This window comes from Roseovarius sp. YIN77 (assembly GCF_057219155.1).
Map to the genome: position 1 here is coordinate 1 of NZ_JBXVVI010000025.1, position 26,369 is coordinate 26,369.

Below are 26,369 nucleotides of genomic sequence, written 5' to 3' on the forward strand. Positions count from 1 at the left end.
GTGCAGGTGCACATCAATCTCGCGCAATATCTTCAGCGCATCCTCATCCGAATACCGTTTTCGAGCCATCCCTCGTTCCTTCTGTAACACTCAAGTAGTGGCACAGTTTTAGGGGGCTAAGACAGGGTAGATGCCTACCCGGCTCATACTCCTACTCCGGGTAAGGGTAGGGTAGAGATCATGCAACCCTGTTATGTAAGATAAGGGTGCTCACACGCCTACGTAATGTAACCATACGTTACGTAGACGGCTGAACTTTTGTCGTGAAGATCCGCTTTGAGCCCCACAGCGGCCATCGTTAATCTCGAGATATCTGGCAGCTTCCAGTATGAAATTCACTCTACTTTGGATTTCCCGTTTGTCGGGCGTTTACTCATTATGTCTTTTGTTGTGGAGCAAATTGAGCGTGCACCACTTCGCTCGAGAAGAGCACAAAGGCAAAAAAATCTTCCGTGAGGGTGAGATATGTCACGCATTCTGGCTTACTTTTTGATCACCCTCATTTTGTCTTTAGTGGAACCCACGCAGGCCAGAGCTGATGGTGCCTACGTCAAGACAGATGTTCCCTCGAATATCGAGACGTGCTTAAAGACCGGTCTCAACGAGTTATTTGGCATCAATCGAAACGATCGGAAGTCGTTGTTTGAGTATTTTCTGGCAAATATCGATGTAGAGCAATTCGGCAGATACAATTTCAAGCGGGCGTGGACGGAATGGGGTCAGAATTCCGAAATCAAACGTCTGGCCATTTACGAGTACTTCCAACTGATGGCTGGCAGACGCGGCGAGCACCAAGGCGACACTACGTCATTCGATGCGCGGTTGGCCGACCGGCCATTAGTCACCGGCAACAATATTTATCACGTTGTTGCTCGGGTTAACTTTGCAAACGGCAGCAGCACCTCGATCGTAGTATTCACCGCTGGGTGCCGTCCCTTCGGGTTTATGTATGGTGGCGCTAACTTGCGTTCGTTCGTCGATGCAGACCACATCGAGCGGTCATACCGATCCGGCAAACGGACACCGTTCTAGGCACGTCATCGCGAACCTGTGTGTTTTGGCAGAGTCGTTCAAGCAAGCGAACAATCAACACCCGCTTTGTCCGCATTGCAGACTTTGACCGTATTTTTCGGCGCAATCTATATCCTGAGCAAATTATACTTTGCCATGGGTGTTCCCCTCGCTGTTAACTCAACGACAAACGGGTTGCACTAGAGGATCAATATTCAAACTGTTCCCGAAACAACCTGCACTTGTTTCATGTTGGCAATTCAAAAGAGTTTGAAGTTCCGGCGCGCCAACACATGATGAATTAATATGCCAATAAGGAGCCGGAAACATGAAGAAACATCTCAAACTATTCTCCACCATTGCGGCGCTTACGCTTTTGTCGGCTTGCTTTCAGTGGACATAGGTAAGCGGTCACTGGGAAGCACTTCTAAACACCAAGCGTGATTTATTTCGACGTCTTTTGACTGCTCTAACGCCTCAATGACACCCTGAGCTATCGTACGATGCGCAATATCTGCTCCGTCGGTGGTGTGCCCACAAATGCATTCAATCTATCCGCATTCTCTTCTGCGGCTCGTCTGACCGGATCATCCGCCAAGTGTGCGTATCGCATTGTTGTTTGAATTTGGGTGTGACCAAGGAGCCGTCCAACCATTTGGATGGGCATGCCAGACGATACGGCATTCGACGCATAGGTGTGTCGCAAATCGTGAATGCGGACGTCCGACAATCCGGCCCGTTCCCGGATGCGTCGCCACGGGTGCTGAAGGTCGGTAATGTGGCTATCTTCCAGCTTGCCTTCGATCACATAAGGATTTCCGGGAGTACGCGGCAGAGCGGACAGAACGGCTCTTGCAGCCGCTGGAAGCGGGATACGCCGTGCGCCCGTCTTTGTATCGGGCAGTTCCATTCCTGCATCTGTGATGAACGCCCATTGCAGCGTCTGGATTTCCTTCAGACGGCATCCTGTCAGGATCAACAGGCGAAAGGCCGCGACTACAAATACGCTTTCTGACCCGTCTTGCTCGGACTCCGCCAGTGCCTGTCCAAGACTTTGCAGCTCGTGCTGGCTTAGATAACGCTCCCGCTTCACCTCCCGATACTTTGGGACATGACGGCAGGGGTTAGATCCATCCGGGCGCAAGCCCCAAATCTCGGCCATGTTGAACATCTTTGATAACACCTGAAGCGTGCGGTTTGCTTGGTAGGGTATGTGTTTGTATTTGTGATGCAGCGCGGCAATGTCTTTCCGCTCAACGTCGATCACCTTGAAGCTACCGATGGCAGGTTTGATGAAGATATTGAGCGCGCGACGATACTCCTTCTGAGTGGTTGGTTTACACCGCTCCAAAGCATGCTCTGCAAAGAAGCGATCACATAGCGAAGATACAGTCGGGGCGCGTCTCTGTTGTGCAATGTCTTCGGCGGGGTTGTCCCCCATTGCGACTTGACCCATGACGTCCTTTGCCAGCCTTCTAGCTTCGTCAACGGTGATCTTACCGTGCCGACCAAGTGATACCCTGCGGGTCCGACCGCCCTTGCGGTACTGTGCCTGATAAGTCTTTGCACCCGATGGCATGACACGCACACCAAATCCAGTAATCTGGCTATCCCAGACAAAGAAATCTTTCGCCTTTGGCTGTAAGGCATCGACTGTACGTTTGGTCAGTTTTTGCATTTTCTATCCGTCCCCGTGGAAGCACTGTGGAAGCAATTGGAAGCGATCAGTGGGGTAAGGGGTAGAAGCTGAGTGAAGTCGACGTCAATTAAAAAATAATGATTCCAATAAGATAGGGTAAATGAGCGCTGTTGGGCGCAATCTGTAGAAATAGGCCTGAGCCGCCTCATAACCTGAAGGTCGTAGGTTCAAATCCTACTCCCGCAACCAATTTTCCACTTTATTTACAACGACTTAACGCCCTTCGGGGCGTTAGTGCTATTTGCCGATCGGCATCCGGTGCTACATCGGTGCTACAGCGGAGCGCTTTAGTGTGAATAGGTGGGAATCAAATCCCTAATGAACACAAGGTTTGGGTAGAAATAGATATTTGGCCCTTCACCTCTTGATTGTGTCTGACATTGTTGGTGCAGAACTAAATGTTCGGCTAAATTGGACAATTTCAGAATGGAACTAAAAGAGTATCCACGAGGATCAGAATGGCGTGCTTGGGATCTTCATATTCATAGTCCAGCATCATTCCACTGGAAAGGTGAGCGCTTTGGTAATGATGACGAAAAGAATAAAACAATAGTCGACCAAATGATCAATGCGCTGAATGCAGCAGAGCCCGCAGCGTTCGCTATAATGGACTACTGGACTAGTGTTGTCACGTTAACTGAGCGTGTTTCAAAACAGCACAGGCATTGTCTTTCAAGCAGCCGTGGTTGCAGCGTTCCACGCATCGAATCCTTCAAGCCGATGATATCGAATTGTCAGAGCGGATTGGCGGTGAGTTGGGACAGAGAAGCAATTTCGGATGGCGGAATGAATTGTCACGAAGCGTTGCAGATTGCCCGGTGAACGATAACCCTGCATGGCTCTTTCTCGCTTTCGGAATGGTAGATGGCTATTCTCAGCGCGATTGTTGAGGCCTTTGTGAGACCTGTGCTCAACACCCGGAGCAACTAAGCGTTTGGCAGCGCCATATGATCGTAATTTGTCAGTGATAAAACGCTTCGGTATGCAGCGATGTCTCTTCATCAACCGCACAAGCAGACGTTTCGCTGCTTTGGTGTTGCGTCGTGATTGAAGGTTCTCGTCCAAGACCAATCCGCTCTGATCGACCGCGCGCCACAGCCAAAACTTACGACCTTTGATCGTCACAACGACTTCGTCGAGATGCCAGACATCGCCGGGTTGGCGCTGCCGCCGGCGTATTCCCCGAGCAATGATTGGCCCGAACTTACCAACCCACTGCCGGATCGTTTCGTAAGACACGTCGATGCCGCGCTCCAGAAACAACTCCTCAACTTCGCGAAAGCTCATGTTGAAACGGCAATACAGCCAGACGGCATGGCTGATGATTTCAGAAAGGAAGCAGTGGCGTTTGTACGAGATCGATGGCGAGTTCATCGAAAACTCATATCTACATTCCACGTCTGGAACAATTGGTGGAAGTTAACGTGACAACACCCTTGAAATATCACAGTAGCCGGAAATGTAAGGAAACTACAGCGATCAATCCTGATTGCAGAACCAGTGATATGTATCTCTTATGCCTTGCTCCAACGGTATCTTACTCCTCCAGCCGAGTTGTCGCAGCTTTGAGGTATCCATCACTTTCCTCATAGCCCCGTCTGGTTTGGTCGGATCCACGGTAATCCGGCCTTTGAATTTAGTAATCCGTGCAATAAGCTCGGCAAGTTCGAGAATGCTGATTTCAGTTCCAGAACCAACATTTACGTGACTCAGCATTTGATGCGTAGCGTTTCCGTAGTCGTGTTTGGACAGTCCTAAGACAAAGAGAGAAGCAGAGGCCATATCATCCACGTTCAGGAATTCTCTTTTCGGCAGGCCGGTCCCCCAGATGGTTACTTCCGGAAGATTATTCTCAACCGCTTTGTGGAATCTTCTTATCATTGCGGGCAATACATGGGAATTTTCAGGGTGAAAATTATCTCCAACTCCATACAGGTTTGACGGCATTACGCTTCGATAGTCGGTTCCATATTGGCGATTGTAACTCTCGCAGAGCTTTATACCGGCAATCTTCGCAATGGCATATGGCTCGTTTGTTGGTTCCAATGGACCAGTCAATAGCGCGATTTCTTTGATCGGCTGCTCAGCATGTTTTGGATAGATACAAGACGACCCAAGAAACAATAGCTTCTCAACCCCTGCAGTAAATGATTGGTGAATCACGTTATTTTGAATCATCAGGTTTTGGTAAATGAAATCAGCGGGATAAGTGTTATTTGCATGAATTCCACCAACCTTTGCCGCAGCAAGGATAACCATATCTGGTCGCTCTGATTGCATGAAAGCTTTAACAGCAATCTGATCGCTCAAATCTAGCTCTGATCGTGATCGGAATAAGATTTCGATGGACCCGTCATGATTTTGCTCAGCAACCAAACGACGCATGATTGCACTGCCTACCATTCCGTTATGACCTGCGACAAAGCACTTCATGGAAAAAATCCGTCAACTTCCGAGGGGAATTGGCAAAGACATACCGTGCATTTTTAGCAATGCGTGTCTTTTGGCATCGAGTAAATCATGTGCAACCATTTCGCTGCACATATCGCGAGCAGTGACTTCAGGGATCCAGCCAAGCTCTCGCTTCGCTTTCGAAGGATCGCCGAGAAGCGTTTCAACTTCTGCGGGGCGGAAGTACTTCGGATCAATCCTGACAATAACGTCACCAACCGATAGAGTTGTGGACTGGTTTTCCTGGATTGCTGCAACCACGGCGTACTCATCCACTCCCTGGCCCCTAAACTCTAGCGTGATCCCCAAATCTTCAGCTGCCCAGATAATGAACTCGCGTACAGAATGCTGTTGGCCTGTTGCGATAACAAAATCATCCGGACGGTCTTGTTGAAGCATTAACCACTGCATCCGCACATAATCTTTGGCATGCCCCCAATCCCTTTGAGCATCGATGTTTCCCATATAAAGGCAGTCTTCCAACCCCTGTGAAATGTTTGCCAAGCCCATTGTTATCTTTCGAGTAACGAATGTCTCCCCCCGACGGGGGCTTTCATGGTTGAACAAGATCCCGTTGCAAGCGTACAAACCATAGGCTTCTCGGTAGTTTACAGTAATCCAATACGCATACATTTTGGCAACAGCGTATGGGCTGCGGGGATAGAACGGGGTTTTTTCAGTTTGCGGCACTTCTTGAACAAGTCCGTATAACTCTGAAGTTGAAGCTTGATAGAACCTGCTTTTTGAAGCCAAGCCTAAAAAACGAACGGCTTCCAGAATTCTCAATGTTCCGATCGCGTCCACATCGGCCGTATATTCCGGTGCCTCAAAACTCACTGCTACGTGAGATTGGGCCCCAAGATTATATATCTCGTCAGGTTCAATGTTCTTCAAAATGCGGATCAGATTAGATGTATCGGTCAAGTCACCGTAGTGTAGATAAAACCTTGGATTTGTCTCGTGAGGATCTTGGTAGATATGATCAATACGCTGTGTGTTAAAAGATGAAGCCCTTCTCTTGATCCCATGGACCTCATAGCCTTTGTCTAGCAGAAATTCTGCAAGATAAGAGCCGTCTTGCCCCGTAACTCCTGTGATCAAAGCGCATTTACTCATTGGCCCTAAGAACCCTCTCGAATGATTTATGGCCTAGATTTCATTATCTGGCTTTAGACTGCCTCTATTCACATATTGGTTGGCGAGAATCAAGAAACACGCATGGCGAGAATCGGCATATTTCGGCGCATGCTCATGCCAGATTAACTTTCTGCTCAACATTCAGCAAAGTTCAACGGAATTAGATTGAGATTGATCTCTTGCATTCGTCACAACTTACAAGTAACTCCGGCGAATAACATCGTGGCTTCCGCGTATAATGTCAGTTTCTGCTACCATCATAATTCCGACAAAAGACCGCCCTAGGCTTTTACGCCGGGCAGTTGATTCAGCACTTGAAGCCATACCCGCCGATGGCGAAATTCTTGTGATTGACGATAGGAGCAAAGCGTCCGTCGAGGACGCATTGTCAGGGCTAGAAGATCCGCGCATCAGGGTGATCCGAAATACCCAAAAGTCGGGAGTTTCCGGCGCAAGAAATTTTGGTGTTCTCAAGGCCGGGGGTGAGGTTATCTTCTTCCTTGATGATGACGATGAAATTCTAAGGCACTATTGCAAGTATATTCTAGATCACGTGATCGCCAACTCCCCCTCTCCTGACTACGGGTTCTCGTCATACATTCAGGTGGTCGATACTGTTGATGCCGCAAGTTATCATTCGCCAAAGTTGAAAAATGCAACGCTAGCCGAAGGCATCGTGTCTAGCAACGAACCCTTCAGGCGAAGGATGAGCGGATTTGGAATCGGATTTTGGATCAAGAAAAGCATATTTCAGGAATTAGGGCCGATTGACGAAGGCTTAGTCACGAATGAAGATACAGAATATAGCTGCCGTCTCATCTCCCGCGGCAAGCAAGCATGGTTTTCGAAAAAACCAGGTGTGCGCCTTCACTCTCATTCCAATTCTTCGGCTAGTGATTTGGATCACATCACTAGGCGAACCTCTGATGAGGTGCGCGCAAAGTGTTTTGCGAGAATACTTGATCAACATGAAGCGTTTTTAGAGTCAGACACCGACGTCCGTTGCCACCTAAAAAAGCGGTTGGTTAAGTTGCTGGTTAAAACAGGAAACATCACGGATGCAAACAGCGCAATAAGGCGAGAGAAATCCTTATCTGTTAAGGGGAAACTTTGTATGCATAGACTGGCCAACCAGCTCGCCTATAGCATGAAACGTTAAACTCAACCAAATTGACCACTGGAGCCACTATTGATTATTGTTGTTGAAAAATCTGTCGATCTGCTGGGAGGGCACGAGCACACGCAGATCGATGCGATTCAACGTTTTATGGGTGGAAAAAAGCTTTTCATAGTGACCAACCATCTGATCGGTACATTAAAGGAGGGGGGCAATCGGGTATATCTGCCAATACTAGCAACCCGCAGAGATATATACAAAGAGCCTGCGCGCTCTTTAACGTCTGACATCGATGCAATATCATCTCATCTGTCCAGCCTTAAAACTGATTGCGTCAATCATTTTTTAGTTCCGTCAGCAGAACCCCATGAAATACGTGTATTTCTTTCGATACTGAAAAACCACCAAACAAATATCAGAGTTTTTCTTAGAATATTGTTAGAACGTTATATTGGCCTGCTTGACGCGCATGAGATTAGCGAATTGAGACGCCACATCTCTGAGGGTCGCATTTCGCTTCACACCGAAACAGAAGAGTTGTCCGAACGGATTACCAAGATTTTCGGCCTAAAAGCGACAGATGACTTTTTGTTGCCATGTTCAGTCGAGCCAACATTCACTCCTGGCACATCTATGAGGCAACCATTTGAGGTGAAAATGCCCAGAGTCGGATTCCTAGGTGGAAATCGGCGCGAAAAAGGGGCACTTGAAATTCCTTCGATTTTACGAAAACTGAACTCAATTCTTCCGACATCAAAGTTGAAACATGGCGTAGAGTTTGTTTCTCAGAAGAATACTAGACGTAGCTATAAGCCACGCAACATCGCTCATAGTCTTAAGCTTTCATACTCAATGAAACCAAGCATCTTCAATGGTCGCCAATTGTATCACAGCTTTTATCCCGTGGGGGTTTCGCCTGAGGAGTTCGGGGATTTGCTACGGTCTATCGATGTTTTGTTGTTGCCATACGATGTAGAAGAGTATCGATATCGTGGATCGGGAATTACTATTGATGGAGTATTGTCTCTTGTGCCTATCGTTCATTCCAAAGGGATGGGAATGAACAGATACCTAAATCATGGGAACGCGATGGCAGCTAGCACTCCGAATGAATTTGCTGAATGTATTGTTGATATCCTAGAGAAATCCGACACGCAAAAAACGGCACTTGATGCTGCAAGAGACGAGTTGCTTGGTCAGTTGAATCGGACGCAGAATTTACTACACTCCGTTTGTAATCCAATTTATCCAAGCAATTCTTTTGCGCCTCGTATGTAGATGGATCGGCATGTTTAAAACTAGTAATGTAGATGACAAAAGGCTCAAGCAACTCCTGTTTCCATCTAGAAGGCCTGGGATTGTTGTGTCGAGCTATGGGAGAAGCGGGAGCACATTGCTCTATGAGGCCATTGGACATGCAATGTCTGAAGCGCGCTTTTCTCGTGTCAGAAGCCTAGTTTTTGATCATTCGTGGACATTGTCTGAGCGTCGTCCTAGACGTGGCACAGTGTGCAAAACGCATGACTATCCTCATGCGCTAAGCAAACGACGAGGAATAAAATGTGTGTTTATCTTCGGAGAGCCATCTGAAGCAGTCCGTTCCGTTAGTCTACAAATGTCTGAAAAAGGTCCCGAATGGATCGCAGAACATTTTGAGCACATGAAAGCGAAAGGAGTATTTGGCGAACTATTAGATAGAGATGTGCTTGGACTTGAGGCACAGCTCCAAGCATGGACAACCTTTAACGACTGTCCGGTGCTATGTGTTCGGTTTGAAGCGTTGTGGCAAAACTTGGACCGAGTGCGGGATTTCACGGGCTTACCACTGGTTCTTCCACAGCGCCGCGCCAGAAGCCCAAAAATGTTGCCTGCTGCTGAAGAGGCGCTCATAAAAAAAACCTACTCGACACTAGATGCTAAAGTAGCAGCGCTTCCAGACATTTTCGAACCGAAAGAGCTTCAATCTTTGTAACCATCGGAGCATCTATCTATGATTATTTCACACTCAAAAAAGTTTGTGTTTATTCATGTCCCAAAGACAGCAGGGACATCGATTATGGACGCTCTTCAACCCTATCAATGTATACGGCAAAATATCGTACGTTTCCCGATGGTTCGTAAAAGCGTCAAGCTCATAGCTAAGATTCAATCGCGCCGAGGGGACAACCAGATGGACTTAACTATCAATATGTTCACAGGTTGAACAAGAAAATCACGGGCGTGCATCAACATGGAACATGGAGGGAGATTTCCAATTTTCTCGGCGCGGAAAAGTCAACTAACTACATTTCTTTCGCATTTGTAAGAAATCCCTACGAACTCCAGGTCAGTCTTTATAAATATGTTCGTCGAACCCCCATTCACCATCGGCATAACGAGGCAAATCGCATGACGTTCAAAGAATTTACCTTTCAACGGATAGAGGAGGAAGCGCCATGTCAGGCGGCGTGGGTAATCGATGAAAATGGCGATGTCGGTGTCAGCTATGTGGGTCGATTTGAAAATTTGGCGACAGACTTTGACTATGCATTGGGAATGGTTGGTCTTTCAGCTTCGCCGCTACGAAAACTAAATGCATCGGCAATCGAATCTAAGATTGAAAAATACTATGATGCCGAAACGCTCTCGGCAGTTTACAATCACTATCGACAAGATTTTGATATGTTCGGTTATCAGAAGATTTCGATGCACGCTTCGGTGTTCGCGTAGCCTTAAACCTTTCAAAGTTGTTCCGCTACAGGCCCCCAAACGAGGGAAACTCTTTCTAGAGCGCCCCAATCCATTTTTTTGTAATGCCATCAGTGTAATTGGGTGATTAAAATTAACCCATCCTTAACCATGCTTGAGCATCTTTCAGTATGTCTCAGCGCAATCAGTTTTCCGAAGCGTCACTTCCATTGTTTGAGCAGGATGAGGTTGTCATTGCGCCAGCAACCGGTGGGAAGTTGCCATCCTATATACGGGATCATCGAAAACGGTTGAGAGAACGGTTTATGGTCGGCGGGGCGGATGCGTTGCCGGAGTATGAGTTGCTGGAGTTGATTCTATTTCGGGCCATCCCGCGTCAGGATGTGAAGCCTCTGGCGCGGCGATTGCTGGACGTCTTGGGTGATTTTAACCGGGTGTTGTCCGCAGCCCCGGAAAGGTTGTCCCAAATCGAAGGAGTCGGCGATGCGGTGATCACCGAGCTTAAGATTGTGGAGGCCGCATCCCACAGGCTGGTCCGGTCACGGGTGATGCAAAGGCCCGTTGTTTCCAGTTGGGATCAGGTTTTAGATTACTGCCATACAAAAATGGCGCATCGGGAAACGGAACAGTTTCGGGTGTTGTATCTGGATCGTAAAAACATCCTGATTGCCGATGAAGAACAGGCCAAAGGCACAGTTGACCATGTCCCCGTTTATCCCCGAGAGGTCGTCAAACGAGCGTTGGAATTGAATGCGTCTGCCTTGATCCTCGTGCACAATCACCCATCGGGGGATCCAAGCCCCTCAGCGTCTGATATCGAGATGACAAATCAGATACGCGCCGCGGCAGAGGCATTGGGGTTGGTCCTGCATGATCACCTGATTATCGGCAAGTCCTGCGAGCTGAGCTTTCGCTCAGAGGGATACCTGTAGGGCGCACGCTCAGCCGCCCAACTGTTGGACCAAATGAAAGCTGAGGCTTTCCATATTTTGAAGAACAGGCACCTCTGAGTGCGGGCAGCCTTGCTCCAAACTGCCCCCGGTGATTGCGATGTCGCAGTGCGATCCGTGGGCATTCAGGTTTCCGGTGGGAATGTCAAAGCTGCTAAGCTTAATATCCTTCAGCCGTGCCCGGGAAAGCACCGGTAATTTGGGTAGAGCGGCGACGGGTTCCAGGCTGGAAACGGGTGGCAATGGGAGCTCAAATTCGGGTCCCGATGTCGGAACAAAGCGTCTGAGCTGCGCATTGGTTGCGGCCAGACGAACTGTGCCAGGTTCAATGAACAGGGCATCGTCATGTCGCGCAACCGCGTCGCCGCCCCAAATGCGTGTATCCTGGACGATGTGCCCTGAAATCAGGGCAACAGCTGCCAAAGCGATATACATTTTTTGAGCCTTGGGAATTCTCATCCGTCCCTCCGGTATGTTCCGCATCTGGAAACAATACCATCGAATCCGGGCGAAAATTCGGCAGGCTGGCAACATAGGGAATGTTGTAGAACCCTGACATGTCTACATGTAGGGGCCAACATACGGATGACGACTATTTACGAGCCCAATGATCGTGCTCGGCACATTTTTGCCCGAATCCCTTGCAGAAAGGGGATTCGAACAGGTTCGCTTAGGTAATTTTACCGTGGCAGTGCTTGAACTTGTCACCAGATCCACAGGGGCATGCGTCATTGCGGCCGGGATTGCCCCAGGTGTCGGGGTTGTTCTCGTCAAACGCAGCGGCGGCTGCCTTGGCTTTCTCTGCCTGTGCAGCGGCTGCGACCGCTTCGTGTTGCGCCCGCTGTTGTGCGGCCATCTGTGCGATCATGGCTTGTTGCTCTTCTTCGCTCATCGGTCTGATCTGCGCCAGTTTCTGACAGACTTCACCACGCAATGTTTCAAGAAGATTTTCAAACAGTTGGAAACTTTCGTTTTTGTATTCGCTCAGCGGGTCGCGTTGGGCATAGCCCCTGAACCCTACAACTGAACGCAGATGTTCCAGTGTCAGCAAATGTTCGCGCCATTTGCCATCGATGGTTTGGAGCAACAGCTGCTTTTCAATTTTGCGCATGTTTTCCGGGCCAAACTGCGCGGCCTTGCTGGCCATCAGCTCGTCTGACGCGTCCTCCAGACGTTCGCGGATGGTGTCATCGTCGACACCCTCTTCGTCAGCCCATTCCACAACGGGAACATCCAGGCCCAACGCGGTTTTCACAGCGTCATTCAGGCCTTCTGTATCCCATTGTTCGGCATAGGCTTTGGGTGGCATATGTTGGGTGACCAGATCATCGATTACGTCATAGCGCATATCTTGCACGATCTCTGACAGGTCTTTAGCTTCCATGATCTCGCGGCGCTGGGCAAAGATGACTTTGCGCTGGTCGTTCATCACATCGTCAAACTTCAACAACTGCTTGCGGATGTCAAAGTTTCTGCCCTCGACCTTGGCTTGCGCGCGTTCCAGCGATTTGTTGACCCAGGGGTGAACGATGGCTTCGCCTTCTTTCATGCCAAGCGTTGACAGGACCTTTTCCAGCCGCTCAGAGCCAAAGATCCGCATCAGATCATCTTCGAGCGACAGAAAGAACGCCGATCGCCCCGGATCACCCTGACGGCCGGACCGGCCACGCAGCTGGTTGTCGATGCGGCGGGATTCGTGGCGTTCTGTTGCCAGAACAAACAATCCACCGGCGGCCTTGACGGCATCTTCATCAGACTGATGTGCGGCCTCGATCTGTGAGCGCAGCGCGATATGGTCTGCCTCTGGATCGGCGGCGATGGCTTCCATCACTTTAAACTCGACATTACCGCCCAATTTAATGTCAGTACCGCGCCCGGCCATATTGGTGGCGATGGTAACCGCGCCCAGTTTGCCGGCATCGGCAACGATCTGCGCTTCTTGTTCGTGTTGGCGGGCGTTCAGAACGTTGTGCTTTATCCCGGCCTTGCCCAGCAAGTCAGACAGAAATTCGGATTTATCAATCGATGTGGTCCCAACCAAAATCGGCTGGCCGTTGCCATGCGCCTCTTTGATGGTCTCTACGATGGCCTCATATTTCTCGCCCCCGGTGCGATAGATGGCATCATCCTCATCCACACGGGCGACGGGCTGGTTTGTGGGCACTTCGACCACGCCCAGACCATAAATTTCGGAAAACTCTTCTGCCTCGGTCGCTGCGGTCCCGGTCATGCCGCCCAGTTTGTTGTAAAGGCGGAAGTAGTTTTGGAATGTCACAGAGGCCAGCGTCACGTTTTCGGGTTGAATGGCCGCGCCTTCCTTGGCCTCCAACGCCTGGTGCAGCCCGTCCGACAGGCGACGCCCGGCCATCATCCGGCCCGTAAATTCATCAATCAACACGACCTCGTTGTCGCGGACGATATATTCCTTGTCTTTGGTAAACAGCTTATGTGCGCGCAGGCCTTGGTTGATGTGATGCACAATCGTGGTTGATTCTGGGTCATAGAGCGATTGTTCTTTGGGCAGCAGGCCCTCGAATTGCAGCAGGTTCTCCAGAAAATCGTTGCCTTCATCAGTGAAGGTGACGTTCCGGGTTTTTTCATCCAACGTATAATGTTCTTCGCTCAGACGGGGGACCAGCTTGTCGATCTTGACGTACAGGTCAGACCGATCCTGCGCTGGGCCGGAAATCACCAAGGGCGTCCGCGCCTCATCAATCAGGATGGAGTCGACCTCATCCACGATCGCAAAATTATGATCGCGTTGGAACATCTGGCTGAGTTCAGATTTCATATTGTCGCGCAGATAGTCGAAACCCAATTCGTTATTGGTCGAATAGGTCACATCGCAGTCATAGGCGGCTTTCTTTTCCTGCGGGTCCTGTTGGGGATAAACCACGCCACAGGTCAGACCGAGCGCACTAAAGACTTTGCCCATCCATTCTGAATCACGCTTGGCCAGATAGTCGTTGACGGTGACGATGTGTACACCCTTGCCAGTCAGAGCATTCAGGTAGGCCGGGAAGGTCGCAACCAGCGTCTTCCCCTCGCCGGTCTTCATCTCTGAAATATTGCCTTCATGCAGGAAAATCCCGCCCATCAGCTGCACATCAAAGGCGCGCAAGCCAAGGGCCCGTTTGGCGCCCTCACGGCAATTGGCAAAGGCTTCGGGCAAGAGGTCATCCAGCGCCTCGCCGCCCTTGGCGCGTTCGCGCAGGGCGTTGGTCTTTTCAATCAGGCCCTCATCCGATAACGCCCCAAACTCTGGTTCCAAGGCGTTGATCCTGTCCACGATCCCTTGGGTCGCTTTGATCTTGCGATCATTCGGTGTGCCAAACACCTTTTTGGCAAGTGTTCCGAAACCCAGCATGTTTTCTCCGCTCGATGCGTTCCTGATGTGATCGTGTCAGATGCGCCTTGCCCGATCCGGATGACACCCCTAAGTAAGCGGGGAAGAACCTGCCAGACACACTTGATCCCTCAGCGATGTAAGGGGCGGGGCTGGTAGTGTCAACGTCACGCGCCGCTCGCGCCGGATCAAAGGAAAAAGAGATGCTGAAACACACGAAAATCCTGACGGGTGCGGCTTTGTCGCTGATGGTGGCGCTGCCCGTGGCGGCACAGGACACCAGCGCTGATACCGTGGTCGCAACGGTCAATGGATCAGACATTACCGTGGGCCATCTGGTGGTCGCACGCCAGGGCCTGCCCGAACAATATCAAAGCCTGCCGGATGAGGTTCTGTTTCAGGGGCTTCTGCAACAGATGATCCAGCAAGAGGTCCTGTCGCAGGCGTTGGAAGGCGACGATCCGAAAGCCGTACGCCTGTCAATTGAAAACGAAACTCAGGCTATCCGCGCCAATGCGGTCGTGACCGAGGCCGTTTCCGAGGCGATCACCGAAGAGGCCGTTCAGGCCACTTATGATGATCTCTACGGTGGGGTAGTGCCCGCGCCGGAATACAACGCCTCCCACATCCTTGTTGAAACCGAAGAAGAGGCCACAGCGTTGATTGAGGCCTTGAATGGTGGGGCCGATTTTGCCGAACTGGCAAAGGAAAAATCCACCGGTCCCTCTGGCCCCGGTGGCGGTGTGCTGGGATGGTTCGGGCTGGGCGCTATGGTCCCGGCCTTTGAGGACGCTGTCGTTGGACTTGAGGTTGGTGCGGTTTCCGACCCCGTCAAAACCCAGTTTGGATGGCATGTTGTTAAGCTTAATGACACCCGCGATGCCCCGATCCCAGCGCTAGAGGATGTCCGCGCCGAACTGGAAGCCAATGTTGAACAAAAGGCTGTGGAAAATCTGATCAATTCCTTGACGGATGCCGCAGATATCACGCAAGCAGATATCGAAACAATGGACCCATCGGTCCTGTCCGACCCGGACATTCTTGCAGATTAAGAGGCCCAGACATGGCAGACAAAGCAACACAGGTTTCCCCGCTCGCCCCCAAAGACGGGTTCCCTCAATTGCCCAAAATAGCCGGGGCGGAGTTCTCTGCCGTCGCCGCCGGGGTTAAATATGCAGGGCGGACTGATGTGATGCTGGCACGATTGGTGCCGGGGACAGCGATTGCCGGGGTGTTTACGCGATCCTCTACCCGGTCTGCCAATGTGTTGGACTGTCAGGCGAAAATCGGTGGTGACGCGTCACAAGGGGCGGCGATTGTCGTGAATTCGGGCAACTCCAACGCCTTTACCGGACGGGCGGGCGAAGAATCCGTCGCCGCGATTTGCGAGGCCGTCTCCCACACCGCAAATGTTCCGGCGTCGCGGGTGTTTACCAGTTCCACCGGGGTGATCGGCGAAAGACTGCCCCATGACCGGATCATCGCCAAGCTGGAAGACCTGTCCGCAACGCTGTCTGAGGACAAGATCGATGGTGCCGCCGCCGCGATCATGACCACCGACACCTTCGCCAAAGGCTCTGCTGCCACGGTCGATATCGGGGGCACCGTGAACATCGCGGGCATCGCCAAGGGATCTGGGATGATTGCCCCGGATATGGCGACGATGCTGGTCTATATCTTCACCGATGCAAATGTGGCGCAGCCGATCCTGCAGCAGATGTTGTCAGACCTGACCGATCGCACTTTCAACTGTATCACTGTGGACAGCGATACCTCTACCTCTGACACGCTGCTTTTGGCGGCCACCGGGCAGTCTGATGCCCCTGCTATCACGGATGCAGATGGCGATGCGGCTGGGGCCTTCAAGGCAGCGCTGGGCGAGGTCATGCTGGATCTGGCCCATCAGGTGGTACGCGATGGTGAGGGCGCGACCAAGTTTGTCGAAGTGCGCGTGGAGGGTGCCGTCGATGACGCTGATGCCAGAAAAGTGGCCATGTCGATCGCAAATTCCCCCTTGGTCAAAACTGCGATTGCGGGCGAGGATGCAAACTGGGGCCGTGTGGTGATGGCGATCGGGAAATCGGGCGCCCAGGCTGACCGTGACCTGCTGTCTATTCATTTTGGCGATGTTCTGGTCGCCGAAAACGGTTGGGTCGCGGCGGGATATAGCGAAGAAGACGCAAGCGCCCATATGAAGGGTCAGGAACTTTTGATCCGCGTCGGAATGGGGTTGGGCGACGGGACATCCACGGTGTGGACCTGTGATCTGACCCATCAATACATTTCGATCAACGGGGATTATCGCTCTTGAAAACGGTTCTGGTCTCGGCTGTTGCGCTCATCGATGTGGATGGGCGCGTTCTGCTTGCGCAGCGGCCAGAGGGCAAGTCCATGGCGGGCCTGTGGGAGTTTCCTGGCGGCAAGATCGAACCCGGTGAAACCCCAGAGGTCGCGCTGATCCGCGAATTGGAAGAGGAACTGGGCATTCATACCTGGGGCAGTTGTTTGGCGCCCCTGACCTTTGCCAGCCACAGTTACGCGGATTTTCATCTCTTGATGCCGCTTTTTGCCTGCCGCAAATGGGAAGGCACCCCCATGTCACGCGAAGGGCAGGCCCTAAAATGGGTGCGCGCCCGCGATTTGCGAAACTATCCCATGCCACCTGCGGATATCCCGCTGGTCCCGATCCTGCGGGACTGGCTTTGATTTCTTCAACAAACTGTTTCCAAATTGAAGATTCAGATTGAGACTCCAAAACTGTTAAGAATCGGTTAATCTATTCGGCGTGATCGATCCGGGGGGGCGACATCATGTTAAAGACAATCAGATTAGGGCCGCATATCCTGGTTCAGGGGCTGTTTGTCCGTCAATTGAAGAACGGTAAGATTGTTGTCCGGGTTGGCAACCAGACATTTACAGGATGCCCTGTGAATGCCGAGGCCGCCTAAAACCCATCACAATCCACAATTCAGATCATGCCTTGTTCGGTCAGAACCTTGCGCGCCGCCCGGAAGCATTCCAACGCCTGTGGAACACCGCAATAGATGCCGATCACGTGGATGATGGCGCGAATTTCCTCAACACTGACGCCATTGCCGATCGCGCCGCGGCAATGAATTTCCCATTCATGCATTTTGCCCAGTGCGCCAATCATGGACAGGTTCATCATCGACCGGGTTTTGGCGTCGATGACGTCATCGCCCCAGCCAAATCCCCAGCACCAGGCGGTCATCGCCTCCTGAAACGGGCGGGTAAATTCATCGGCTGCCGCCAGGTTCTTTTCCACATATTCGGCGCCAAGCGTCGCCTTGCGCTGCTCCAGCCCTTTTAAAAAGAGGTCTTCGTTGAATGTATCTGTCATATGGTGCCTTCAAGATCAGGGTCTATTTTGACCCAGGGGTATAGGGTTCAGGGATGATGTTTTGGGTTGAAAATGGTGGACGGACATATTCTGGATGCTCGGGCCTTTCTCCAAATTCGATATCTTCGGGCACTACATCTTGATAGGGAAGTTGGTCAAGGAAATGCGCGATGCAGTTCAAGCGTGCATGCTTTTTGACATCCGCGTTGACGACATGCCAGCGCGCCTCGGGGATGTCTGTACGCGCCATCATTTCGTCTTTGGCCTTTGAATACTCCACCCAGCGCGAACGTGATTCCAGATCCATCGGTGACAGTTTCCACCGTTTCAGCGGATCCGTCAGACGGGACCGAAAGCGCCGTTCCTGTTCGGTATCACTGACTGAAAACCAGTATTTGATCACGATGATGCCAGATCGGGCCAGCATGCGTTCCAACTCAACCACTGACGTGAAAAATTCCTCATATTCCGCGTCGGTGCAAAACCCCATGACCCGTTCGACACCGGCGCGATTGTACCAGGATCGGTCGAAAATCACGATCTCGCCTGCTGCCGGTAGATGCGGAACATATCGTTGAAAATACCATTGCGATTGTTCGCGTTCGGTCGGGGCGGGAAGGGCGACAATCCGGGCCACGCGCGGGCTTAGATACTGGGTCAGCCGTTTGATCGTGCCGCCCTTACCTGCCGCATCGCGACCTTCAAAAATCACGGCGATTTTCAACCCCTCTTGCTTGACCCATTCCTGCAACTTCACAAGCTCAATCTGCATGTCAGCCAAGGCGGCATCATATTTCTTGTTCGATATTTTTTTGGTCTTGGTCCTGGTATCCTCTGCAAATTCTTTGGTCATGGTCCCCCCGCGATTTCACGTCATTCATGACGCAGCAGTGAACAGGAAGACCCACCATAGATGCAAGAAAATAGTTTCTGACCCTCACCCAAACGAAAACCGCCCCAAAATGTTGGGGCGGTTTTGAAATTGATTGGGATCGTTCTTGACTTAGTCGAGCTGGCGTTCGACCTCTTCGCGCTCGAAAATTTCGATCACGTCGTCAGCGCGGATATCGTCATAGTTCTCAAACGCCATGCCGCATTCCTGACCAGACTGCACCTCTTTCACTTCATCTTTGAAGCGTTTCAGCGTTTTCAAGTTGCCCTCGTGGATCACGACGTTGTCGCGCAACAGGCGCACACCCGCAGATCGGCGCGCGACGCCTTCGGTAACCAGACAGCCAGCCACTTTACCGACACCAGAGACTTTGAAGACCTCTTTGATCTGGGCATAGCCGATGAAGTTTTCACGAACTTCAGCCGACAACAGGCCAGAGGCCGCGGCTTTAACATCATCAACCAGATCGTAGATCACCGAGTAGTAGCGGATTTCCACGCCTTTCTGATTGGCGGTGTTGCGGGCAGAGGCATTGGCCCGGACGTTGAAGCCCAGAACCGGTGCACCCGATGCTTCGGCCAATCCGATATCGGATTCGGTAATCGCGCCGACGCCAGAGTGTAGAACCCGCACGCGGACCTCGTCGTTGCCGACCTTTTCCATGGCCTGAACGATCGCCTCGGCAGAGCCCTGAACGTCTGCCTTGACCAAGATTGGCAGTTCGGCGACGTTTTCGTCCTCTTTGGCTTTGGCCAAAAGCTGATCAAGCGTTGTCGCAGCACCTGCGGCGGCCCGCTTGTCTTTGGCAGCTTGTTCACGATAGGCGGCAATTTCACGGGCCTGAGCGTCGGTTTCAACGACGTTCAGAACATCGCCCGCTTCTGGCGTGCCGTTCAGACCCAGAACCTCAACCGGTACGGATGGGCCGGCCTCTTCGACGCGTTCGCCACGGTCATTGATCAGCGCACGAACCTTACCGGATTGTTCACCGACAACAAAGATATCGCCCTGACGCAAAGTGCCCTTTTCCACCAGAACAGTCGCGACCGGGCCTCGGCCCACATCAAGCTGCGCCTCGATCACGGCGCCAGAGGCCGCACGATCGGGGTTGGCTTTTAGGTCAAGGATTTCGGCCTGAAGAGCGATGGCTTCCAGCAGGTCATCCAGTCCCTGGCCAGTGATGGCGGAAACTTCCACATCCTGAACTTCGCCGGACATCGCCTCCACAACCACCTCGTGTTGCAACAATTCAGCGCGAACCTTGTTTGGATCGGCGGCCGGTCGGTCAATCTTGTTGATCGCCACGATCATTGGCACACCGGCCGCCTTGGCGTGGTTGATCGCCTCAATCGTCTGCGGCATCACGGAATCGTCCGCAGCCACCACCAAAATCACGATATCGGTGACCTGTGCACCGCGAGCCCGCATAGAGGTAAAGGCCGCGTGGCCCGGAGTGTCGAGGAAGCTTAGAACCGCCCCGTCATCCGTGGTCACCTGATAGGCGCCGATATGCTGGGTGATGCCGCCGGCCTCTCCCGCAACCACTTTGGCGTTGCGGATCGCATCCAGCAGTGATGTTTTGCCGTGGTCAACGTGACCCATAACGGTGATGACCGGTGGGCGCGGCTTCAGGTCCTCATCCTTGTCCTCAACGCTGTCGATGACATCCTCAACGTCAGAGTCGGAAATGCGAACGATATTGTGGCCAAACTCCTCGATAATCAGTTCGGCAGTATCCTGATCAATGGATTGGTTCTGCGTGACCATCATGCCCATTTTCATGAGCTCCTTGACCACATCCGCCACGCGTTCGGCCATCCGGTTCGCCAGCTCAGACACGATAATCGCCTCTGGCACCTTGACGTCACGCACGATTTTTTCGCGCTCTTGGGCTTGGCCCATCGCTTTTTGACGCGCACGCTCCTGCTTGCGTTTCATTGCGGCCATGGATTTTTGGCGCCCGCCTTCACCCGACAGCGCCTGGTTCAGCGTCAGCTTGCCAGAACGGCGGCCACTGTCGTCACGGCCCTTGCCGCTACGTGGTTTGGCCTCATTGCGGGTGTCGCGTTCCTGTTTGCGCGGTGCAGGTGTGGCCTTGACGCTGCGCTTGACTTCACCTTCCGCATCGGCGGGTGGTGGCGGCGGCGCAGCCTCTGCGGCCTTGGCGCGGGCTTTGGCCTCTTCAGCTTCGCGGGCTTTGCGTTCTTCTTCTTCGGCACGGACTTTGGCGCGCTCTTCGCGTTCGCGCTCTTCACGTTCCTTGGCTTCTTGCTCGGCACGGCGGCGTTCACGCTCTTCGGCACGCGCCTTTTCTTCGGCCTCGCGCTTTGCGGCATCTTCGACTTCCCGCGCCTTGGCAGCTTGAACAGCCTTCAGACGACGATCCATCTCGGCATCGGAAATACCGGCCGGACGTTTCGATGCATCACCAGTGGGGCGTTTGCCGGCAGCGGCGCCGGGCTTTGCTGCGCCCGGTTTGGGCACGACAACGCGCTTGCGCTTGGTTTCCACCACCACATTTTTTGTGCGTCCATGGCTGAAGCTCTGCTTCACATTGCCCGGATGAGAGCCACCACGCAGCCCCAGGGTTTTTTTGCCGTCATTCTCACTCATGTGGTCTTCGTACCTTTCCGGTGGACCTTCCACCGTCTTTATCCCGCACGCCGGTTAATCGTCTGGCTTCCTCTACAACACGTTTGCTGAGTCCACCAGCGCCAAGCGCGCCATGTATCACATTTTCCCGTCCGAATGCCAAACCCAATTCATTTGCGGTCAGGCATCCGATATATCTGTCTTGTCCCGTTGGCGCGCGTAACTTGGTTTTGCCCCGTTCCGATCCATCAGAGGCCTGTATCAGCACGACGGCACGTTCCTTTGCCAACCAATCCTTGACCTTGTCATATCCGGCGACGGCGGTGCCGCCCTTTCGCGCCAAAGAGATCAGGTCAACCGTGCGCCGGACCAGTTGGGTTTCGACCTCTGCAACCAATCCCTCGGGGATGGTTACGGAAGCCTTAAGCCCCCGCGCAAACAGCCGCTTTGAAACCGCCTTGTCCAGCGCTGCGCGATTGGCCGAAACCCAGACGCCCCGGCCGGGCAGTTTTTCGGCCACATCCGGTACAACCCGACCCTCAGGATCGGCCACAAACCGGACCAACCCGCATTTGGGTCCGGCTTCACCGGTTGCGATGCACCGCCGTTCAGACGGTGCCTCCGGTTTTGTCCTGCCACCGCGGGACATCACGCGCCTCCGAGGCCTGAAATCAGGCCTCGGCCTCCTCGGTTACGTCGGTCCCGTCTTCGCCCTCGGCTTCTTCTTCGTCAGACACCAGATCAGCCGGGTCAACCCAGCCCAGCAGGATACGGGCATTCATGACCAGAGCCTGCGCTTCTTCCAACGTCACATCAAACTTTTCCAAAAGGCCGTCATCCTTGACGCGTTCACCTTCTACAGTGGTCCAGCCGCCGGCAAGTTCCCAGTCTGCGCAGGTTGCGAAATCGTCCAGCGTCTTGACGCCGTCCTCGGCCAGTGCTTCGACCATTTGCGGGGTCAGACCCTCGAACCCGATCAGGCTGTCCTCGGCCCCCAGCTCGCGGGCATTGTCCAGTGCCTTTTTGGCCTGGGCTTCCAGATAGTCACGGGCACGGGCCTGCAGCTCTTGGGCGGTGCCCTCATCCACACCGTCGATGACCAACAGTTCGTCCTGTTCGACATAGCCGACTTCTTCTAGCGTGGTAAAGCCTTCGGCCACCAGCAACTGGGCAAAGAATTCATCCAGATCCAGGCTTTCCATGAACAGCTTGGTGCGGGTTTCAAATTCTTTCTGGCGACGCTCAGATTCCTCGGCCTCAGTCATGATATCGATGTCCAGACCGGTCAACTGGCTCGCCAGGCGCACGTTTTGACCACGACGGCCAATGGCCAGCGACAGCTGCTCATCAGGCACGACAACCTCGATCCGCTCGGCTTCTTCGTCCAGAACCACTTTGGTTACTTCGGCCGGTTGCAGCGCGTTCACCAGGAAGGTTGGCTGATCCTCATTCCATGGAATGATGTCGATCTTTTCACCCTGCAGTTCCGATACAACCGCCTGAACACGGCTGCCGCGCATACCAACGCAAGCGCCGACCGGATCAATCGAGTTGTCGTAGGAAATCACAGCGATTTTGGCGCGCGATCCCGGGTCACGTGCTACGGCTTTGATATCGATGATCCCGTCGTAAATCTCTGGCACTTCCATCTTGAACAGTTCCGCCATGAATTCCGGCGCTGTGCGGGACAAGAAGATCTGGGGCCCACGCTGTTCGCGGCGGACATCCTTGATGTACACGCGAATGCGGTCGTTGGGGCGATAGCTTTCGCGGCCGATCTTTTCGTTGCGACGCAGGACGGCTTCGCCGCGACCCACGTCGACGATGACATTGCCGTATTCCTCGCGCTTAACCACACCATTGATGATGGTGCCGGCGCGATCCTTGAACTCTTCGTATTGACGATCACGTTCAGCTTCGCGAACTTTTTGCAAGATCACCTGCTTGGCTGACTGGGCGGCAATCCGGCCCATTTCTACTGGCGGGACTTCGTCAACGATGGTGTCACCGACCTGCGGGTCATCCAGATACTGTTTGGCCTGTGCGACGGTCAGCTCAGACTGATAATTTTCCAGCTCTTCATCCTCGACCACAGTGCGCACACGGGTAAAGGTCGCTTTGCCGGTCTTGCGGTCGATAGAGACACGAATGTCCATCTCGGCGCCGTAACGGCTCTTGGCAGCCCGGGCGAGGCTCTCTTCCATCGCCTCGACAACCAGACCGGGGTCGATCATCTTTTCGCGGGCCACGGCCTCGGCAGTTTGCAAAAGCTCCAGCTGGTTCGCAGAGGTAATTGCCATGGGTCTTACTCCTCATCCCCGTCCAGGACGGTTTCCACATCATCAAATTGGGTTTCGTCGATCTGGCCCGCATCCTTGCGGCCCTTCAACATTTCACGGATCAGCTCATCGGTCAGTATCAGTTTGGCGTCCGACAGCCAGTCAAATTTCAGGCCAACGGTCCCTTCGGGAATGTTGATCAGCACTTCGTCACCTTCGATCCCGGCCAACACGCCCTTGAACCGGCGACGGCCATCGATCAACTCATCTGTTTCGATCTTGGCCTCATGCCCTTCCCAATCCTCAAAATCCTTCAGGCGGGTCAGGGGGCGGTCGATCCCTGGGCTGGACACTTCTAGCGTATAAGCGTCTGAGATCGGATCCTCTACATCCAGCACCGCCGACACGGCGGTCGAGATACTGGCGCAATCATCGACCTCGATCGTGCCATCAGGCTTTTGCGCCATGATCTGCACAATTGCGGCCTTTCCGCCCATCAGGCGGACCCGCACAAGTTCAAAGCCCATATCCTCGATCACCGGCTGAATAATCTCAGCCAATCGGCGGTCTATGGCAGCTTTGGCAACAAGGTCTGACATTTTTGATCCAAGCACAAAAAAACGGGCGCGCGGCCCGTCGATATTTCCCGGTGGAGCGTTGGGGGTGGAAGCCAGCGCGCCGCTGTTGAAAGGGATATAGGGGAAAGGGGATGAGTCGGCAAGGGGGAGTTGAGATCTCACCGGGCAGTCATTGAAGAAATAAGAATCCTTCCAACCTAACCGCAGTTCGATACCGGTTTCGCGCCAAGGTCTGTTGAGCCGACGAAGCGAGCTTTCACTTCACCCACTCCAATGAGCGCATTAAGGACCGCGGGACACGAAGCTGTTACGAATAAACAAACAGGCTTCCAAAGAGCGGGTGCCGAAATCTTATCAGTACGATCAAAAACAATGGCCGTGAACTCTGCAATTTATCTCAGCGCACAATTATTGCTCTTGCTGAATGCTACTCGTTGATATCCAACCCAGCCTGATAAGCGGTCATTAGAATTCCTTGGCGGCGAGATTCTGAACCGGCTGAACCATTCATTATATGAATACGTCGATCGTTAATGCCGAGATAGCCAAGTGTCCCGGTTCGCCATATAGTTTCCATGGCCTCCCTGAGTTTGTAAGGTTCCCAGGATTTTGGCGCCCCCCCGGCAGGAATCAACAACACTCCGGTTCTTGGGCGCTGCATTGATTTGTCATGATCCCCTACTTCGTCATACGCCCAGCCCCAAGACCAGACCCGATCAATCCACCCCTTCATCATAGCGGGCATGCCAAACCAGTAGAGTGGAAAGACAAAGCAAAGTGCATCGCAGCGGTCTATGCGTTCCTGCTCCAACAGAACGTCATCCGGCATGGGGCGTTGCTCAAACTGAGCCAAATCAGGAAGCGACCAACGAGGGTCGAAACCTTCGGCATGCAAGTCTGCCAATTCAGCCGTATGTCCCGCATCGCGGACACCATCAATGAAACGATGCGCAATCGCGTGACTAAAGGAATCTGAATTTGGATGGCTGATTATCGTAAGTACATGCATTGAAATCACTTTCACTGTTTAGACATACATATGCCGGACCACCGAAAATCTTATCAAGCGGGAGCTGATACCTCTGTTTGCTTGTGATCAGCCTAGTCTATCACCACGCTAACAAGCTTTCCTTCGGCAGGTCAGAAACAAATCCGACATCAAAAAAGTATACGCCGACAAGCCAAACCAGAAATGGGCCGGTGATATCAGTTATATATGCGCCTCTGAAGTTTAGGTATATTTCGCCGCAATCATCGATCTCTATGTCCGGCGGATTGCTGGCCGGGCTCAATCCGGCCATCCGCTGCGGATTGCATGAAATTCAGCAGCGGGCCTTTTGCGGTGGATGCCAATCTGATTTTTCTCTCCGCTCGCGGATTAACTGGTGTACGCAGGATCAATATTAGAGTTGAAACAATCTATGTGGAATTTCCATTTCCCGTCTGTCCGTCGCTTTAGGATCGACAAGAATTTACCATCCGTCCGAGGCTCCGCATATTCTTCTGCGTAGTCGCATGTGTAGTGACCCCTTACAAATGCAACGTCGCCGAATACTTCGATTTCATCCAATTCGATAACAAAAGACCTCACCATACCCTCAACAAATCTGGGTGGCAGGATACGGCGTAGATCGTCCTTGTTCCGCGAAGGCCCGCCCGGTGGCATCTGCGTTCCACCCTCGTCCCAAAGAGAAAGCCACAAATCCGGATCGGCTGTTTCCCACGCCAAGGCATAGTTGCGATAGACGTCTTGATAAATCTCTTTAACCGTTTCCATATCGTTCCTTTCACAGATCAGCGCGTCGTCGGTGGGGTGCAGGAAATCTAAATGACAGGGCCTGTAAAAATTCAAGCTCAGGGTGTTCGAGGTCTCCGGCCAATGGTTCGAGTTATTAGGGCCTGTTAACACTTAATCATGTCCACGATGAGAGCGAAGTTGAGGAAAGCTTGGTACATGACATCCAGTTTTTAAACCTTGAGAAGATGCGGCGATAGCCCTTCAACCTTCGAAACAGGCGTTCGACCTCATTGCGGCGTTTGTAGATGGTGCGGTCGTAGTCCCACTTCACCAACCTGTTGGCTTTTGGCGGAACAACGGGCGTCATACCCAAATCAAGCACCAACTGGCGTGTCTCATCGCCCTCATAGGCCCGATCCATGATCATGGTTGCGCCCTGAGGTGGTGCCTGCCAGTTTGCCAGCAGGGCACGGCCCTCGGGTGCATCATGGGCGTTGCCGCCAGAGAGGCTAAAAGTCAGCGCAAAACGG

24 protein-coding genes and 1 pseudogene are annotated in these 26,369 nt (G+C 52.6%); 10 read left to right on the forward strand and 15 right to left on the reverse strand.

Going from position 1 to position 26,369, the window contains the following annotated elements; genetic code table 11:
- The first annotated feature begins 465 nt into the window (after positions 1-465).
- On the forward strand, positions 466-1,032 hold the full coding sequence (locus AC2D8P_RS15265; RefSeq protein WP_484703666.1) for a hypothetical protein: 567 nt from the start codon (positions 466-468) through the stop codon (positions 1,030-1,032).
- A 472-nt stretch (positions 1,033-1,504) separates the two neighbouring features.
- On the opposite strand, the gene AC2D8P_RS15270 is transcribed toward AC2D8P_RS15265, so the two are convergent.
- From AC2D8P_RS15270 to gmd, 4 genes are all read right to left on the reverse strand, one after another.
- The gene (locus AC2D8P_RS15270; RefSeq protein WP_484703667.1) at positions 1,505-2,689 is read right to left on the reverse strand and encodes a tyrosine-type recombinase/integrase; all 1,185 of its coding nucleotides are present in this window, start codon (positions 2,687-2,689) and stop codon (positions 1,505-1,507) included.
- Positions 2,690-3,382: 693 nt separating this feature from the next.
- A complete protein-coding gene (locus tag AC2D8P_RS15275; RefSeq protein WP_484703668.1) occupies positions 3,383-4,084 on the reverse strand; it encodes an IS6 family transposase in 702 nt (233 codons plus the stop codon).
- A 105-nt stretch (positions 4,085-4,189) separates the two neighbouring features.
- Complete coding sequence (locus AC2D8P_RS15280; protein ID WP_484703669.1) at positions 4,190-5,143, reverse strand: GDP-L-fucose synthase family protein; 954 nt, start codon at positions 5,141-5,143, stop codon at positions 4,190-4,192.
- A gap of 12 nt (positions 5,144-5,155) precedes the next feature.
- Positions 5,156-6,277 (reverse strand): GDP-mannose 4,6-dehydratase, encoded by a 1,122-nt coding sequence (gene gmd / locus AC2D8P_RS15285; protein WP_484703670.1) that lies wholly within the window; start codon positions 6,275-6,277, stop codon positions 5,156-5,158.
- A 259-nt stretch (positions 6,278-6,536) separates the two neighbouring features.
- On the opposite strand from gmd, the gene AC2D8P_RS15290 reads away from it, so the two are divergent.
- The 5 genes from AC2D8P_RS15290 (at position 6,537) to radC (ending at position 11,035) form a co-directional block, all read left to right on the forward strand.
- Positions 6,537-7,457 (forward strand): glycosyltransferase family 2 protein, encoded by a 921-nt coding sequence (locus tag AC2D8P_RS15290; RefSeq protein WP_484703671.1) that lies wholly within the window; start codon positions 6,537-6,539, stop codon positions 7,455-7,457.
- A gap of 30 nt (positions 7,458-7,487) precedes the next feature.
- Positions 7,488-8,693 (forward strand): hypothetical protein, encoded by a 1,206-nt coding sequence (locus tag AC2D8P_RS15295; protein ID WP_484703672.1) that lies wholly within the window; start codon positions 7,488-7,490, stop codon positions 8,691-8,693.
- A gap of 286 nt (positions 8,694-8,979) precedes the next feature.
- Positions 8,980-9,387 carry a hypothetical protein gene (locus tag AC2D8P_RS15300; RefSeq protein WP_484703673.1) on the forward strand — a complete coding sequence of 136 codons (408 nt, stop codon included), beginning with the start codon at positions 8,980-8,982 and terminating at the stop codon, positions 9,385-9,387.
- Positions 9,388-9,635: 248 nt separating this feature from the next.
- Positions 9,636-10,124 carry a sulfotransferase family 2 domain-containing protein gene (locus AC2D8P_RS15305; protein WP_484703689.1) on the forward strand — a complete coding sequence of 163 codons (489 nt, stop codon included), beginning with the start codon at positions 9,636-9,638 and terminating at the stop codon, positions 10,122-10,124.
- Between the two features lie 149 nt (positions 10,125-10,273).
- On the forward strand, positions 10,274-11,035 hold the full coding sequence (gene radC / locus AC2D8P_RS15310) for a RadC family protein (protein WP_484703674.1): 762 nt from the start codon (positions 10,274-10,276) through the stop codon (positions 11,033-11,035).
- Between the two features lie 9 nt (positions 11,036-11,044).
- Here the strand turns inward: radC and AC2D8P_RS15315 are convergent, their stop codons facing one another.
- Positions 11,045-11,512, reverse strand: a complete 468-nt coding sequence (locus AC2D8P_RS15315; protein WP_484703675.1) for a hypothetical protein — start codon at positions 11,510-11,512, stop codon at positions 11,045-11,047.
- A gap of 211 nt (positions 11,513-11,723) precedes the next feature.
- Positions 11,724-14,420: a preprotein translocase subunit SecA gene (gene secA, locus AC2D8P_RS15320; RefSeq protein ID WP_484703676.1), complete on the reverse strand. Its 2,697-nt coding sequence runs from the start codon at positions 14,418-14,420 to the stop codon at positions 11,724-11,726.
- A 182-nt stretch (positions 14,421-14,602) separates the two neighbouring features.
- Between secA and AC2D8P_RS15325 the strand changes: the two genes are divergently transcribed.
- The 4 genes from AC2D8P_RS15325 (at position 14,603) to AC2D8P_RS15340 (ending at position 17,347) form a co-directional block, all read left to right on the forward strand.
- Positions 14,603-15,451 (forward strand): peptidylprolyl isomerase, encoded by an 849-nt coding sequence (locus AC2D8P_RS15325; RefSeq protein WP_484703677.1) that lies wholly within the window; start codon positions 14,603-14,605, stop codon positions 15,449-15,451.
- 11 nt (positions 15,452-15,462) lie between these two features.
- Positions 15,463-16,710, forward strand: coding sequence for a bifunctional glutamate N-acetyltransferase/amino-acid acetyltransferase ArgJ (gene argJ / locus AC2D8P_RS15330; protein ID WP_484703678.1), 1,248 nt, complete (start codon positions 15,463-15,465; stop codon positions 16,708-16,710).
- A complete protein-coding gene (gene mutT, locus AC2D8P_RS15335; RefSeq protein WP_484703679.1) occupies positions 16,707-17,105 on the forward strand; it encodes an 8-oxo-dGTP diphosphatase MutT in 399 nt (132 codons plus the stop codon). Before argJ ends, mutT begins: the two co-directional genes overlap by 4 nt.
- A gap of 104 nt (positions 17,106-17,209) precedes the next feature.
- Positions 17,210-17,347, forward strand: a complete 138-nt coding sequence (locus tag AC2D8P_RS15340) for a hypothetical protein (protein ID WP_484703680.1) — start codon at positions 17,210-17,212, stop codon at positions 17,345-17,347.
- A gap of 20 nt (positions 17,348-17,367) precedes the next feature.
- Here AC2D8P_RS15340 and AC2D8P_RS15345 read toward each other — a convergent pair whose 3' ends face one another.
- From AC2D8P_RS15345 to AC2D8P_RS15385, 9 genes and pseudogenes are all read right to left on the reverse strand, one after another.
- Positions 17,368-17,760 carry a carboxymuconolactone decarboxylase family protein gene (locus AC2D8P_RS15345; protein ID WP_484703681.1) on the reverse strand — a complete coding sequence of 131 codons (393 nt, stop codon included), beginning with the start codon at positions 17,758-17,760 and terminating at the stop codon, positions 17,368-17,370.
- Positions 17,761-17,782: 22 nt separating this feature from the next.
- Positions 17,783-18,613 (reverse strand): polyphosphate kinase 2, encoded by an 831-nt coding sequence (gene ppk2, locus AC2D8P_RS15350; protein ID WP_484703682.1) that lies wholly within the window; start codon positions 18,611-18,613, stop codon positions 17,783-17,785.
- 150 nt (positions 18,614-18,763) lie between these two features.
- On the reverse strand, positions 18,764-21,265 hold the full coding sequence (gene infB, locus AC2D8P_RS15355) for a translation initiation factor IF-2 (protein ID WP_484703683.1): 2,502 nt from the start codon (positions 21,263-21,265) through the stop codon (positions 18,764-18,766).
- Positions 21,258-21,893, reverse strand: coding sequence for an RNA-binding protein (locus AC2D8P_RS15360; protein WP_484703684.1), 636 nt, complete (start codon positions 21,891-21,893; stop codon positions 21,258-21,260). Before AC2D8P_RS15360 ends, infB begins: the two co-directional genes overlap by 8 nt.
- Before the next feature lie 22 nt (positions 21,894-21,915).
- Positions 21,916-23,544 (reverse strand): transcription termination factor NusA, encoded by a 1,629-nt coding sequence (gene nusA / locus AC2D8P_RS15365; RefSeq protein ID WP_484703685.1) that lies wholly within the window; start codon positions 23,542-23,544, stop codon positions 21,916-21,918.
- 5 nt (positions 23,545-23,549) lie between these two features.
- Positions 23,550-24,122 carry a ribosome maturation factor RimP gene (gene rimP / locus AC2D8P_RS15370; RefSeq protein ID WP_484703686.1) on the reverse strand — a complete coding sequence of 191 codons (573 nt, stop codon included), beginning with the start codon at positions 24,120-24,122 and terminating at the stop codon, positions 23,550-23,552.
- A gap of 406 nt (positions 24,123-24,528) precedes the next feature.
- Complete coding sequence (locus AC2D8P_RS15375) at positions 24,529-25,125, reverse strand: NAD(P)H-dependent oxidoreductase (RefSeq protein ID WP_484703687.1); 597 nt, start codon at positions 25,123-25,125, stop codon at positions 24,529-24,531.
- Positions 25,126-25,479: 354 nt separating this feature from the next.
- On the reverse strand, positions 25,480-25,878 hold the full coding sequence (locus tag AC2D8P_RS15380) for a YybH family protein (protein WP_484703688.1): 399 nt from the start codon (positions 25,876-25,878) through the stop codon (positions 25,480-25,482).
- Positions 25,879-26,003: 125 nt separating this feature from the next.
- Positions 26,004-26,369 (reverse strand): annotated as a pseudogene (locus AC2D8P_RS15385) (transposase); the annotation flags it as partial.